Annotated in this window: 13 protein-coding genes and 1 riboswitch; of the genes, 8 read left to right on the forward strand and 5 right to left on the reverse strand. The window is 67.3% G+C overall.

The features are described from left to right. Positions 1-17 precede the first annotated feature (17 nt). Positions 18-199: riboswitch (cobalamin riboswitch) on the reverse strand. 128 nt (positions 200-327) lie between these two features. From RVF83_RS10660 to RVF83_RS10680, 5 genes are all read left to right on the forward strand, one after another. Then, positions 328-1,281 carry an L-lactate dehydrogenase gene (locus RVF83_RS10660; RefSeq protein WP_005199646.1) on the forward strand — a complete coding sequence of 318 codons (954 nt, stop codon included), beginning with the start codon at positions 328-330 and terminating at the stop codon, positions 1,279-1,281. A gap of 108 nt (positions 1,282-1,389) precedes the next feature. Then, positions 1,390-1,662: an excalibur calcium-binding domain-containing protein gene (locus tag RVF83_RS10665; RefSeq protein WP_005199647.1), complete on the forward strand. Its 273-nt coding sequence runs from the start codon at positions 1,390-1,392 to the stop codon at positions 1,660-1,662. Positions 1,663-1,683: 21 nt separating this feature from the next. Next, a complete protein-coding gene (locus RVF83_RS10670) occupies positions 1,684-2,166 on the forward strand; it encodes a helix-turn-helix domain-containing protein (protein WP_005199648.1) in 483 nt (160 codons plus the stop codon). Further along, positions 2,163-2,621, forward strand: coding sequence for a VOC family protein (locus RVF83_RS10675; RefSeq protein WP_005199649.1), 459 nt, complete (start codon positions 2,163-2,165; stop codon positions 2,619-2,621). Before RVF83_RS10670 ends, RVF83_RS10675 begins: the two co-directional genes overlap by 4 nt. Before the next feature lie 75 nt (positions 2,622-2,696). Then, positions 2,697-3,527, forward strand: coding sequence for a DUF2786 domain-containing protein (locus tag RVF83_RS10680; protein ID WP_039880838.1), 831 nt, complete (start codon positions 2,697-2,699; stop codon positions 3,525-3,527). 20 nt (positions 3,528-3,547) lie between these two features. Here the strand turns inward: RVF83_RS10680 and RVF83_RS10685 are convergent, their stop codons facing one another. Then, positions 3,548-4,450 (reverse strand): YhjD/YihY/BrkB family envelope integrity protein, encoded by a 903-nt coding sequence (locus RVF83_RS10685; protein WP_005199651.1) that lies wholly within the window; start codon positions 4,448-4,450, stop codon positions 3,548-3,550. Positions 4,451-4,498: 48 nt separating this feature from the next. Here RVF83_RS10685 and RVF83_RS10690 point away from each other — a divergent pair, with 48 nt between their 5' ends. After that, positions 4,499-5,017 carry a TIGR04338 family metallohydrolase gene (locus RVF83_RS10690; RefSeq protein ID WP_005199652.1) on the forward strand — a complete coding sequence of 173 codons (519 nt, stop codon included), beginning with the start codon at positions 4,499-4,501 and terminating at the stop codon, positions 5,015-5,017. A gap of 24 nt (positions 5,018-5,041) precedes the next feature. Here the strand turns inward: RVF83_RS10690 and RVF83_RS10695 are convergent, their stop codons facing one another. The 3 genes from RVF83_RS10695 to RVF83_RS10705 all read right to left on the reverse strand — a co-directional run bounded on the left by RVF83_RS10695 (position 5,042) and on the right by RVF83_RS10705 (position 9,945). After that, complete coding sequence (locus RVF83_RS10695; protein WP_005199653.1) at positions 5,042-6,313, reverse strand: oxygenase MpaB family protein; 1,272 nt, start codon at positions 6,311-6,313, stop codon at positions 5,042-5,044. A gap of 129 nt (positions 6,314-6,442) precedes the next feature. Continuing rightward, on the reverse strand, positions 6,443-8,494 hold the full coding sequence (locus RVF83_RS10700) for a CocE/NonD family hydrolase (protein WP_005199654.1): 2,052 nt from the start codon (positions 8,492-8,494) through the stop codon (positions 6,443-6,445). 224 nt (positions 8,495-8,718) lie between these two features. Beyond that, on the reverse strand, positions 8,719-9,945 hold the full coding sequence (locus RVF83_RS10705; RefSeq protein WP_005199655.1) for a glycoside hydrolase family 76 protein: 1,227 nt from the start codon (positions 9,943-9,945) through the stop codon (positions 8,719-8,721). Between the two features lie 273 nt (positions 9,946-10,218). On the opposite strand from RVF83_RS10705, the gene rplJ reads away from it, so the two are divergent. Then, positions 10,219-10,743: a 50S ribosomal protein L10 gene (gene rplJ, locus RVF83_RS10710; protein WP_005199656.1), complete on the forward strand. Its 525-nt coding sequence runs from the start codon at positions 10,219-10,221 to the stop codon at positions 10,741-10,743. An 80-nt stretch (positions 10,744-10,823) separates the two neighbouring features. Then, positions 10,824-11,213 (forward strand): 50S ribosomal protein L7/L12, encoded by a 390-nt coding sequence (rplL, locus tag RVF83_RS10715; RefSeq protein WP_005199657.1) that lies wholly within the window; start codon positions 10,824-10,826, stop codon positions 11,211-11,213. 144 nt (positions 11,214-11,357) lie between these two features. On the opposite strand, the gene RVF83_RS10720 is transcribed toward rplL, so the two are convergent. Then, positions 11,358-12,299, reverse strand: a complete 942-nt coding sequence (locus RVF83_RS10720) for a type IV toxin-antitoxin system AbiEi family antitoxin domain-containing protein (RefSeq protein WP_005199658.1) — start codon at positions 12,297-12,299, stop codon at positions 11,358-11,360. Positions 12,300-12,387: the final 88 nt, after the last annotated feature.

The following is a 12,387-nucleotide window of genomic DNA, read 5'->3' on the forward strand; positions in this document are numbered from 1 at the left end:
TGTGCGCGAGACGCCGGGTGGACTCGACGAGAACGGCAGGTATTCGGACTCGGGTTCGTTCGAACCCGACGCCTTCCCGGGTTGCCCCAGTGGCCTGATGTCGGGTCCGTCCCCCATACCGCTGCGCGCCAGTCCTGGATTCGCACCAGGTTCCCTGGCACCCGCCTGTGCAGGTGCGACCGCTTTCATCGGTGAGGTTAGCAATACGGACATCGAGGACCGCCATCCCGCCCGCGCATCGGCGGGCGAGGGATGCCCGGAGGTCTTAGGCTGGGCGCTGACAGGCAACGGGCAGGTGCGAATCGAACCGAGGCGGACGGTGATCCGATGGACGGACGACCCACGAAACTGGCCATCATCGGGGCGGGCGCGGTTGGCACCGCGATCGCGTACTCGGCGCTGATCCGCGGGGTCGCCCGCACGGTGGCATTGCTGGACATCAAGGCCGCCAAGGTCACCGCCGAGGTGCTCGACCTCTCCCACGGGCTGGAGTTCGTGCCACGCGCCGACATCATCGGGTCCGACGACGTCTCGGTGTGCGCCGACGCCGACGTCGTCGTGTTCACCGCCGGCGCCAAGCAGAAGCCGGGCCAGTCGAGACTCGAATTGGCCGAGGCCACAATCGGTTTGACGCGCACCATTCTGCCGAGAGTGCTCGAGGTCGCGCCGTACGCGATCTACCTCATGGTGACCAATCCGGTCGACGTCGTCACCCATGCGGCACAGAGGATCACCGGCCTGCCGTCGAATCAGCTGTTCGGGTCGGGAACCGTGCTCGACTCGTCGCGGCTTCGGTTCCTCGTCGCACAACACTGCGGGGTCGCGGTGCAGAGCGTGCACTCGTATGTCGTCGGTGAACACGGCGACAGCGAGATCCCGCTGTGGTCGTCGGCGACGATCGGCGGGGTGCCGCTGACGTCGTGGAAACCGCTCCCGGGGCGCCCGGAGATGGATGCCCTTGCGCGGGAACGTATCCGGCACGAGGTCGTGCACGCCGCCTACGCGATCATCGAGGGGAAGGGAGCCACGAACTACGCCATCGGTCTCGCCGCCACCCGCATCGTCGAAGCAGTGCTGAACGACGAACACCGGGTGCTCCCGGTCTCGACGGTCGCCTCCGGATTCCCCGGACTCGACGACGTGTGCCTGTCGCTGCCGACCGTCGTCGACCGCGGGGGCGCCCAGACGCGGCTGGAGGTGCCGCTGTCGCCGGACGAAGAGGCGGGGCTACTCGCGTCGGCGGACACGTTGCGCGGGATGCAGGCGCGCTTCGGGTTGTAGGGGCAGGCACTGTCCATCGGGTGGACCAATCTCGGTGCTCGATGCCGGTGCGGCATCCTCGCCGGGGTAGTTTCACCTGGTCACATCGGTGGAAGAGAAGGTTCGACGATGAGTGGTTCGCGGAAGACGGTTGTGGGTTTTGTCGCTGCGGCGTCGATGGCGTTCGCGCCGCTGATGGTGGCGGCACCTGCATCGGCGGCGACCGACTACGCCAACTGCGCGGCACTCAACGCTGACTACCCGCACGGCGTCGGCGAGCCCGGCGCCGTCGACTCGACCTCCGGCACGCCGGTTACGAACTTCACCGTCGACCAGGACCTCTACGACGCCAACACCAAGAGCGACCGCGACAAGGACGGCATCGCCTGCGAGAAGCACTGACGGCGAGTCACACTGGGTGACGTGTTCACCCCGCGCGAGGACGAGAATCGCCGACTCCTGCGCGCCCGGGATCTGATCGACCGGTCGTACGCCGAACCGCTGGACACCGCGTCGCTCGCCCGCGTCGCCCACATGTCCTCGTCGCATTTCATCCGGCGATTCCGCGCAGTCTTCGGCGAGACCCCGCGCCATTACCTGCAACGACGCCGCGTCGAACGTGCCTGCGCCGCGCTGCGCACCACGACGACACCGGTGACCGACATCGCACGTAGCGTCGGTTACGAGAGCCTGGGCACCTTCGGTCGGACCTTCACCGCGATCATCGGCTGCAGTCCGACCGCATACCGCCGGCGCGTTTCCCCGGTACCCGTGCCGGGATGCTTCGTGCGGCGCTGGACGAGACCGGTGAACCCGCCTGGATTCGACCCGCTTGATTCGCTCCCGGTGTCGAGCAATTTCGGAGAAGCGCCGGCCGACGCGGCGGTCGTATCGTCGGGCACATGATCACCGGCATCGACATCCACTCCATCTACGTCCTCGACCAGGACGTCGCGCTCGACTTCTACGTCGGCAAGCTCGGGTTCGCCGTGGACACCGACTTCGACCTGGGGTTCATGCGGTGGCTGACGGTCGCGCCGCCCGGACAACCGGGCCGCCTCATCCTGCTCGAGAAGCCCGGGCGGCCATCGCTTTCCGACGACGCCGTGGTCAAGATCCGCGACCTGGTTACGCAGGGCGCAATGCCGGTCACGATCCTCTCGACCGACGACTGCCGCGGCACGCACGCCGCCCTCGTCGCGAAGGGTGTCGAGTTCACCCAGGACCCCGAGGAACAGCCCTACGGCATCGACTGCGCCCTCCGTGATCCGTTCGGAAACAACCTCCGGACAACCCAGCGTGGCGCCCAGGAGCGGATCGTGAACGACGACGACATCGCCCGCTGGGCGCCGGGCAGCTGACGTGCTCCGACCTGGACTTCCCGGCGCGTTTACAGTCCGATGGAACCGATCGGGCGCGCCGATAGTCTGAACTACATGCGCGACGACAAGCTGCTCACCCGGATCTCCGCCCTCCTGCGACAGGCGGAGAACACCGACAACGAGCATGAGGCCGAGACGTTCATGCAGGCCGCACAACGCCTCGCGACGGCGTCGTCGATCGATCTCGCCGTCGCCCGCGCGCACGATCCGGCCGCCCGGAAGAAGGTCACCCCGATCTCGCGGCAGATCAAGATCGGCGAGCCGGGCAAGCGCGGCCTGCGGACCTACGTGCAGCTGTTCGTGGCGATCACCATGGCCAACGACGTGACGGTCGACGTCGCGAGCAACTCGACCTTCGTCCTCGCCTACGGATACGAAGCCGACATCGACGCCTGCGAGGCGCTCTACACGTCGCTGATCATCCAGATGGTCGCCGCCAGCGATGCCTACCTGCGGTCGGGGGCGTACAAGGGCGAGACCTTCGCCCGGGTCGTCACCAGGGGCAGCGGCTGGCGGGCCCGACGCGTGATCGAGGAGAAGCCGCTCTCGCCGATCACCGCCCGACTCAACTTCCAGTCGGCCTTCGCCGAACGCATCGGCAAACGTCTCGCCGAGGCCCGCGACGCCGCCCGCGAGGACGCACTCGCCGCCGAACGGCGCTCGGGTGAACCGGAACGCTCGACCGCGCTCGCGCTGCGCAACAAGGAACTCGAGGTCACCGACTTCTACAAGACCGAGTCCACCGCTCGCGGTACGTGGCGGGCGTCGAGTGCGTCGGCCGGTTACTCGGAGGCCGCCCGCAAGGCGGGGGACCGGGCGGGGCGTCGGGCCAAGATCGGCGCCGACCGTGAATTCGGCGGTGCCCGAGGCACTCTCGAGGCCTGAGGCGCGGTCAGTCGCTGTGCTCAGTCAGGCCGGTCGTACCAGGCGACCGACGGGGACGGGGTGAACGGGGTCGGGGTCCCCGCCCACCGCCGAACCCGGCTGCCGACACGTCCGGGGTCGGTGGCGACACCGTGCACGACGATGGCCGTGACCACCAGGATCGCGGCGAACACGAACAGCCAGCTGATCGCGACGAACACGATGCCGAGCGTGCCGAAATAGCGGATGGTTCCCGACGCCAGCGTGGGCAGCGCGATCCGGCTGCCCGCCAGCAGTGCGGTGATCAGCAGGCCCGTGACCACCCCGTTCAACACGAGGAGCCGCAGCGGGACCTGGGTGGACACCAGCAGTCGGGGAATCGCGGTGAAGGCGGCCGACCAGATCGTGACGGTCACGAGAAAGACCAGCACGATCCCGAGGAGTCCGCTGCCGCCGAGGTAGATGCCGAACAGCGTCTCGGCGTGCAGGCCGGTCGACAGCCCCTGCGCGGTGACCGCGGCCGGGATGAGGAACAGCACTATCAGCCAGCGCCAGAAGGCTCGCCACGGCAGTTTGGTGACGCCCCAGATCGCGACATACATTCGGCCGAGAGCACGTGACAGGGAGGTGGCGCCGGCGATGGTCATGAGTGCGCCGATGATCCCGAAGGTGGCGAACGACTGTGGGTTGTCCACCGAGTTGTGGTCGAGCTTGCTGACCGGGATGCCGAGTCCGCTCAGGGCGTCGTCGACGAAGTCGCTGCCCGGGAGCGTGAGCAGCAGGATGACGATGGGCAGGATCGAGGTGAAGGCCTGCGCGGCGAGGGTCATCGCACGGTCGGTGATGTCACCGCGCGCGATGTCGATGAGGATGCGCAGGCTCAGCGTCGCGCCGGGCAGTCGCAGCACACGTTCGCCGAACGCGTGCAGGTCGGGACGGCGCATCAAGACTCCCATCGGCTACAGCGGACCCCCATCATCATTGGTGATGCCGTGAGTCCGCGTGACACCGGGCGTGCCCGGTACTACGACGCCGAGCGTCTCGTCTTCCGGCTCTTCGACACCGCGTCCTCCTCGCGCACCGTGCAGCTGGCCGGGACCGAACTCACGCTGCCCGCCGAGGCCCGGTTCGCCTCGATCGACGCGGTGCGCGACTACGTGGGACGGGTGCTGGAGCTGCCGAGTGTGCGGTCGCGGTTCCCGCGCGCATCCGAGCCGGTGTCGGTGCGTGAGCGACGCGGCCAGAGTTCGGCGCACTACGCCCGGTCGACGACCGCCGCCGACGACAGGTTGCTCAGCGCGGAGATCGCGATCCCGTCGTCGGCGGAGGGCCGGTGGGCGCTCCGAGAACTCGTGGTGCTCCACGAGCTGGCCCACCACCTCGACGACTCCAAGGGGCCGGGTCACGGACGCGGCTTCGTGCTCACGTTCATCGAGCTCGTGGGCCTCGTCCTCGGACCGGAGGCGGCGTTCGTGTTCCGCGTGGTGCTCGCCGATTCCGGGATCGGCTGACAACATCTCCAGGGCCGGCCGACTTCAGTGCCCGGTGATCTTCCTCGCCGAGTGCCCGATCGTGGCCTCGCCGCCGGTCATGATCCTCATGAACTCGCGCTGTTCGGCGGCGCCGCGGATCGCCGCGCGTTCGCGTCCGCCCGGGCGTTGCGCCTGAATCGATCGGATGATGTTCACCGGGAACCGGATGACCGGATACCACGGTGGGACGAACGGCAGTCCGAGCGTGCGCATCGCGGCCGGACCCAGGAACCCGCTCGTCACCGAGAGGTGCTGTGCGCGTGCGATCTTGCGACGCACCTTCGGAAACCTCGAGTAGTTCCACTGCAACGGATCGTCGGCCATCGGCACCGAGAGCTGCCTGGTCGTCTCGTCAGGCGTGGAGAGAACGTAGGAGGTCTGGAGCAGCACACGGATCGCGTCGCGAAAGCTCGTGGGTAGGAACTCGTCCCGGACGCCGAGCAACCATCCGGCGTACCGCGTGAGGTGTGCGACGGCGTCGTATTCGCTGGGGCGGTTGACGAGTCCCATCATGACCACGCCGAGACTCGGCGACACAAGCGCTCCGACGAGTGTCGCAGCCATGTCCGTCTGGTTGATGGGCAGTCCCCAGGCGTCGGCATCCCAGTCGGGGAGCGCGGCTACGTGGCGTCGGACCATCGCATGGATCAGGCGGACGCGCAGCGTCGACTGGTAACCGACTCCCTGTGGTAGCAGACCGTTCTCGGTGATGACGTCGGTCGCCCACTGCGTGGTCTCGGCAAACCTTGTGTTGGAACCCTTTTCGAGGGCGCCGGTGCGCAGCAGGGTCTGGTTGAAGCCGGCGAATTGGTAGCCGCCCAGCAGGGCGACGTCACGTGCGACGTACAGGCCGTCGGCGCCACCGCTGCGCATCACGCGCGCGCCCTTCTCGATCAGGTCCCGGTCGACCCAGTCGGGAACGGCCTCCACCTCGACGAAGAACTCGCGCAGCGGCACCGGTGCGTCGTCGATCGAGTCGATCCCTTTGACCAACGCTCGCTCGAACAGCGGGCGTGCCTGCGCCATCCCGGCCGTGTGCATCCACTCGACCAGACGATCCGCCGGTTCGTCACCGACCGTGAGGAGTTCACCGAGATGATGGAACAGTTCGCGGTCGGGTTTGCGCAGGCCCAGCATGGGCGCGACGAGACGCAGGCCGATCGGGATCTTGCACGGACCGTCCGGGTGGCGCGAGGGGATCGTCGGCGCGAGGGAGGTCGGTGCGGTGCTCGGGGGCGCCTGCGGCGTCGTCGTGGCGACCCGTGCGGTGGTCATCGGACGTGCACTCCGATCGGAGGTTCTGGGTGACGGGCTGTCCTTTGAGAACCTAGGTCGGCGGTGCGACGGTGTCAACGGGACGATCGAAAAGAATCGTCCCAAAGTGCTGGTTGGGGCGGTGGCCGGCTAGACCCTTGCCGCCTCGGACGTGTCGGGGCACAATCCCTCGCCCGCGAGCAACGTGAGGTAACTCGGATGATCGGGGTCGAGGACCAGGCGCTGCCTGCGACCTCGCGCCTTGATCAGGTCGGGCACCACGGTGAGGTAGCGGGGCAGGCTTGCCGCGTAGACGTCGACGCGTAGGCGGTGCCCCGGCTGCAGCACCGCATCGGTCGGGACCAGGTCGACGTCGATGCGGACCGGCTCGTCGGCGGGCACGGGCAGCTTGCGCTTGCGGGACAGGTAGTGGTGCGCCGAGAGCAGGCTGCCGTCGGCCGCGTAGGTCGACTTGCTGCGGTCCAGTGCGCGATTCGACGCCGAGAGGGCGCCGTTGGTGAGCACCGTCGACGTGCCGTCGGGCGCGACGTCGTTCACGGTCACCGCCCAGATCGCCTCGTGGGCGGTGGTGGCCACGTTGAGTCGCAGGTTCATCGCGCCGCTGATCGGGGTGGCCTCGAGCACCGGGGCGGTGGTGAAGGACAGCGCACCACGCTCCTGGAAACGGGCGTCCTTCGCGTAGTCGGCGCCGAGGATCATGGTGGCGCCGGCGGTCACCTGGGTCATGTCGCGGGATCGGAGTCCGCGGGTGTCTGGTCGGACGTGGAGGGACGAGACACCCTGTGCGGGAGTCGAACCCAACGTTCCGTCGTGTACGGCGTGGTCTGCGGTCGACGACGTGTCGGGCGTCAGGTACAGCCGCTTCGGCGCGACGCCCGGGCGCGGGAAGTTCTGTCCGGCGGTCCAGGCACCGCCCTGCTGCAGCATGGTGACCGGCCCGTAGAACTCGATGCCGTTGCGGTGTCCCTTGAGCCAGCGGTCGAACCAGGCGCGTTCGAGGACGTCAAGACGCGGCGGCGCGAACTTGCCGCCATACCCCGAACCGACGTCGAGGTGATAACCGTCGCCGACGATCATCTGCTTGCGGCCGGGTTCCATGTTCAACCGCTCGTATACGCCGGTTGCGCTGCGTCCGAACAGATCGTGCCAGGCGCCGACGGTGAACGTGGGAGCCTCGATACGGTCGACGATCGGGTCGCGCTCGTCGAAGTACGGGTCGTCGAAGATGCGTGGATCGCGGGCGGTGAGGAAACCCCAGAGGAGCGAGGGGATCTCGGTGGCCGGCGACTTCACCCGGTCGACGGCCCATTTCAGTGCGTGACCCCTGGCGATGTCCCGAATGATGTTGGCGGGGTTGGGAACCCATTTGAGCATGTTCACCGCCGACAGCCATACGGGGATGAACGCCGACGGCATGCCGCCGGTGATGTAGATGTCGCGCACGATGTCGTCGCAACCCTCCACGGCGAACACGGCTTTCAGTTGCGGCGGGCGCTTGTCGGCGGCCTGCAGCGAGTTGATCGCCGAGTACGACCAGCCGGCCAGGCCGACGGTACCGTCGCACCATTCCTGCTCACTGACCCAGTCGATGATCTCGACCGAATCCTCCTGCTCGCGCGGGCCGAGAATCTGCCACTTGCCGTGGCTCGCACCGGTACCGCGGACGTCGACGACCACCTGGACGTAGCCGCTGCGTACGAGATTGCGGTTGATGCCGAAGACGTCGAAGACGCCGCCCGACAGCGTCTGGGTGAGGGTGGTGAGGCCCTCGAGTGCGGTGCCGGTCGCATCGATCGACGCCGACGCGGTGTGCAGCGCCTTGCCGAGCACGGGCGCGTGCAGCGCCTGGTCGATGAAGTCGATGGCCGCCCGGTTGTACGGGTTGATGTTGACGATCGCGGGGTAGGGGGTGAGGACCGTCTGCCCGAACCGGTTGGCGGGGCGGATCACGGTGGCGCGCAGAATCACCCCGTCGCTCATGGTGATCGAGACGTCGCGGTCGATGGCCACGCGCGGGTACAACTGCTTGCCGTCGACCTGCTCGCGCCAGCGGATGCCGTCGGCACCTCCGGTCGGGTCGCCGAGGGGGAGGGTGCCGAAATGGGGTGCTTCCGTGGGGCGTCGCGACGGTGAAGGAACCGGCCGCGCACGGCGTTCCGCGGGATCCAGTTGATACGTCATGGTGCACCACCCTGCCTGGGGTGAGAGGTGTCGCACCGGGAGTGCTGCTGGTCGAGATGGCCGGGTGGACACCGACACCCCTTCGTGTCGGTCGTGAGCGCCGGGCCGGCTCCGCTGGCTGCGGAAATCAGTGTGTTCCAGGTCACCTCACGCGTTCGCTGAAGAATAGCTCAGCTCCGGTATCGGATGGCTAACCAGGTGGCCTCGGTTTGGCCATCGGAGGTCTACGGCCGGTCACATTCCGGTAGCGACAGGTCGATCGCGGCGGCCGCCTCGAGAACCATCCACGCCGACAGTTGCACCGACAGGTCGCGTTCGGGGACCTCCGAGGGCATCACCGCACCCGCCACGAGCTGGGCTTTCTTGCCCGCGGCGGTGGGTACGACGGCCTGGCTGCGCCAGTCGCTGGGAAATACGACGCGGCCGCGGACCTCGGTGCGGTTCGACCACGCCGCATCGGCGCTCGAGATCACGATCCGGGCTGCCCGGGCACGCAGTTCATCCGAACCGTCGACATCCGGGAGGTCGGTGGCGATGAGCCCGAGATAACGGGCGAGCACCCCGTGGAACAGACCGCCGTCGCCACCACCTCCGCCGTGGATCACCCCGTCGGTGCACGAATGCTTCTCGACGGCACCGAGCAGACGGGCCAGACGGTCCAGATGTCGCTGGTCACCGGTTGCGCGGAAGGCTTCCAGCTCGGCGCCGAGAACGACGCCCTGACAGTAGGTATAGGTACCGGTCTCGGCCTTCAGTGAACCGTCGGGCTGCTTCTTCAGGCCGTCGATGACCAGGTGCGTCTTCGGGTCGATGAGGTTGGCGTCCATCCAATCGCACATCGCCACAGCACGTTCGACGTGACCGGTACGGGCGAGGAGGATCGCGGCGGGGCCGTTCGCCGGGGCGTTGAAGAACTGGTCGGTCGTGCGCCAGGGGATGCCGCCGCCGTCCTCGGGGACCCACGCGTCGAGCATCCGTCGCGTCAAGACCTCCAGGCCCCGCCGGTGGTCGAGGTCGAGGTGACGGTCGGCGCGTTCGATCGCCAACCCCAACCAGGCCATGTCGTCGTAGTAGTTGTTCGTCCACCGTCCGAGGTTGCGGACCTTGATCCCGCGCACCACCCGATTCGCGTCGTCGGCGACATCGGGATCGAAGGAACGGTCGCCGTACCCCGAGCCCACCGGGCGCCGGGAGCGTAGCGAGCGGGCCCTGTTCGGCACCGGTCGGTGGATCGCGGCGTCGACGAGCAGGTCGACGAGATGCGCATGCCACCAGTAATGCCAGGATCCGAGATGCGCCGCGACGAACCCGATCGGCCACGCGACCGCCGCCGTGCGCGTCGCCGGCAACCAGAAGGCCCGCTGCAGGTGCCGCGCCGTGACAGCGTCCATGGCGGCCTGCGCCCGCTCGTTGGGGTCGTGCACGTCGGTCGATTTGGTTTGTTCCCCCACAAGGACGTAGCCTAGTCGTCGGTGTGATGCACAACCGTGCGTCGTATCGGTTCAACCAGAGACCGTTGGTCGTCGGGAACTCCCGAACGAAGGCGCGACAGAGTCGCCGGCCCACGCAGGATGAACGAGGAATGTGGTCCCACACATCAGTGTGCGTCTTCACGCCCCGTGCCTGCGTGCCGGGGCGTTTGTCATTTCCGCCGTCGATCGCCTCCACGGCCCGTCGCTCAGTTGAACCCGACCAACTCAAGTGACGAGGAGAGGAGGCGAAGTATGGCCAAGTCCGAAAAGGTCGCCGCTGTTGCGGAGATCGCAGAGCAGTTCAAGGGCTCCACGGCGGCAGTGGTCACGGAATACCGTGGACTCACCGTCACCCAGATCTCCCAGCTGCGACGTTCCCTCGGTGAGGGTGCAACCTACTCCGTCGCCAAGAACACCCTGGTGAAGCGTGCCGCTGCTGAAGCGGGCGTGGAAGGGCTCGACGAGCTGTTCACCGGTCCGACCGCGATTGCCTTCATCGAAGGTGAGCCGGTTGTGGCCGCGAAGGCGATCAAGACGTTCGCCAAGGACAACAAGGCTCTGGTCATCAAGGGCGGGTACATGGACGGCCGCGCGCTGTCCATTGCCGAGATCGAGCAGATCGCCGACCTTGAGACCCGTGAGGTCTTGCTGGCCAAGCTCGCCGGTGCCATGAAGGGCAACTTGGCTAAGGCAGCCGGCCTGTTCAACCAGCCGGCATCGCAGGTCGCGCGTCTCGCAGCGGCCCTGCAGGAGAAGAAGAACGAAGCCGGCGAATAACTCGCCGCACCAAGCCGATCCCCGAACCGTACGGGGATGCACACCAACCCCGTACGGGGACTTACAGGAAGGACGCCACCATGGCGAAGCTCACCGCTGACGAGCTCATCGATCAGTTCAAGGAACTGACCCTGCTGGAGCTCAGCGATTTCGTGAAGAAGTTCGAAGAGGTCTTCGAGGTCACCGCGGCCGCTCCGGTCGCCGTTGCCGCTGCCGGTGCACCGGCTGCCGGTGGCGCCGAGGCTGCTGCCGAGCAGGACGAGTTCGACGTCATCCTCGAGGGTGCCGGCGACAAGAAGATCCAGGTCATCAAGGTCGTCCGCGAGGTCGTCTCGGGTCTGGGCCTGAAGGAAGCCAAGGACCTCGTCGAGGGTGCTCCGAAGGCTCTCCTGGAGAAGGTCGACAAGGACGCCGCCGAGGCTGCCAAGGCCAAGCTCGAAGAGGCCGGCGCCAAGGTCTCCGTCAAGTAAGACTCTTCTTACGCGACTCACGAGCCCGGGACAGCATTGCTGTCCCGGGCTCGTTGCTGTGTTGGCCTGACTCCCAGACTTCATTTCGACGTTGCGACCTCGATCGAAGTCGCAACGTCGAAATGAAGTCTGGGAGTCGAGCGCTCAGGCGGCAGTGAGCCCCAACTTCATGAGCCAGGGTCTGAGGAGGCCGACCAGCTCTTCGCGTTCGAGTTCGGCCCACGTCCAGCGGACCACCATGATGCCCATGGCCCGGAGGGCATCCTCGCGCCGCTTCTCGCGGATCAATGCCTCGCGCGGGGTTTCTCCGGGGCGCAGACCGTATTTCTGCATCCCGTCGAACTCACCGACGAGCCGACCCTCCCAGTCGAAGTCCGCCCGCGCCTCGCCCTGTGATGTCTGGAACGTGTGCTGGAGACGGGGAAGAGGGAGCCCGGCTGCAATCATCTGGGCGCGGCTCCACGACTCCCCGACGCCCTCTGAGGACGCGTCGGCGAGCGAAAGGGCTCGTCGTGCGGTGCTGGTCCCGGGTCGCCGTAGACGCGCGTCGAGGATGGCCGTCATGACGGATGAATCGGCCTTCATCGCCAGTGCTCGGTCGAAGGCCACCAGTGCTTGCGCGAAGTTGCCGTTCGTGGCGATTTCGACCGCAGTGCGGTCGAGCGTGGTCACCTCGATCCCGTCGACCATCTTGATGTCGCCGGATGTCAGCGGGCCGTTGTGTACGTGCCGATGGCCGCGGACGAAACCGCCCGCGGTGGACTTCTTGGTGAGATGGACAGCCTCGCGGTCGGGGTGGAGTAGTTCGAGCCCGAGGACGGCTGCCGCCGAATCATGGCTCAGCGTCGCCTTGCCGCGATCACGTGCCGAGGTCGCCACTGCGATGGACTGCAGCCGATGGATCGCGGTGGAATCGGCAGCGTCGGGATCGGCCTCCAAGTAGACCCCGGGGGCCAACCGGATCAAGTCCCCGCTGTCCACCGCCGCCGCGACGGTGTCGTCGCTGATGCCGACCCGCAGCGTCGATTCGCGCCGTATGAGTCCGTATCGATCGGTCGGGAACCATGTCATGGGGATTGGACGCACGACGCGTCATCTCCGTTCAATGCGTCCCCGAAACGGACACTCCCGGAGTGACCTGGGACTCTGCGTCGGGCGTCACAACGGGGTCGGT

The organism is Gordonia rubripertincta (assembly GCF_038024875.1).
Lineage (GTDB): Bacteria > Actinomycetota > Actinomycetes > Mycobacteriales > Mycobacteriaceae > Gordonia > Gordonia rubripertincta.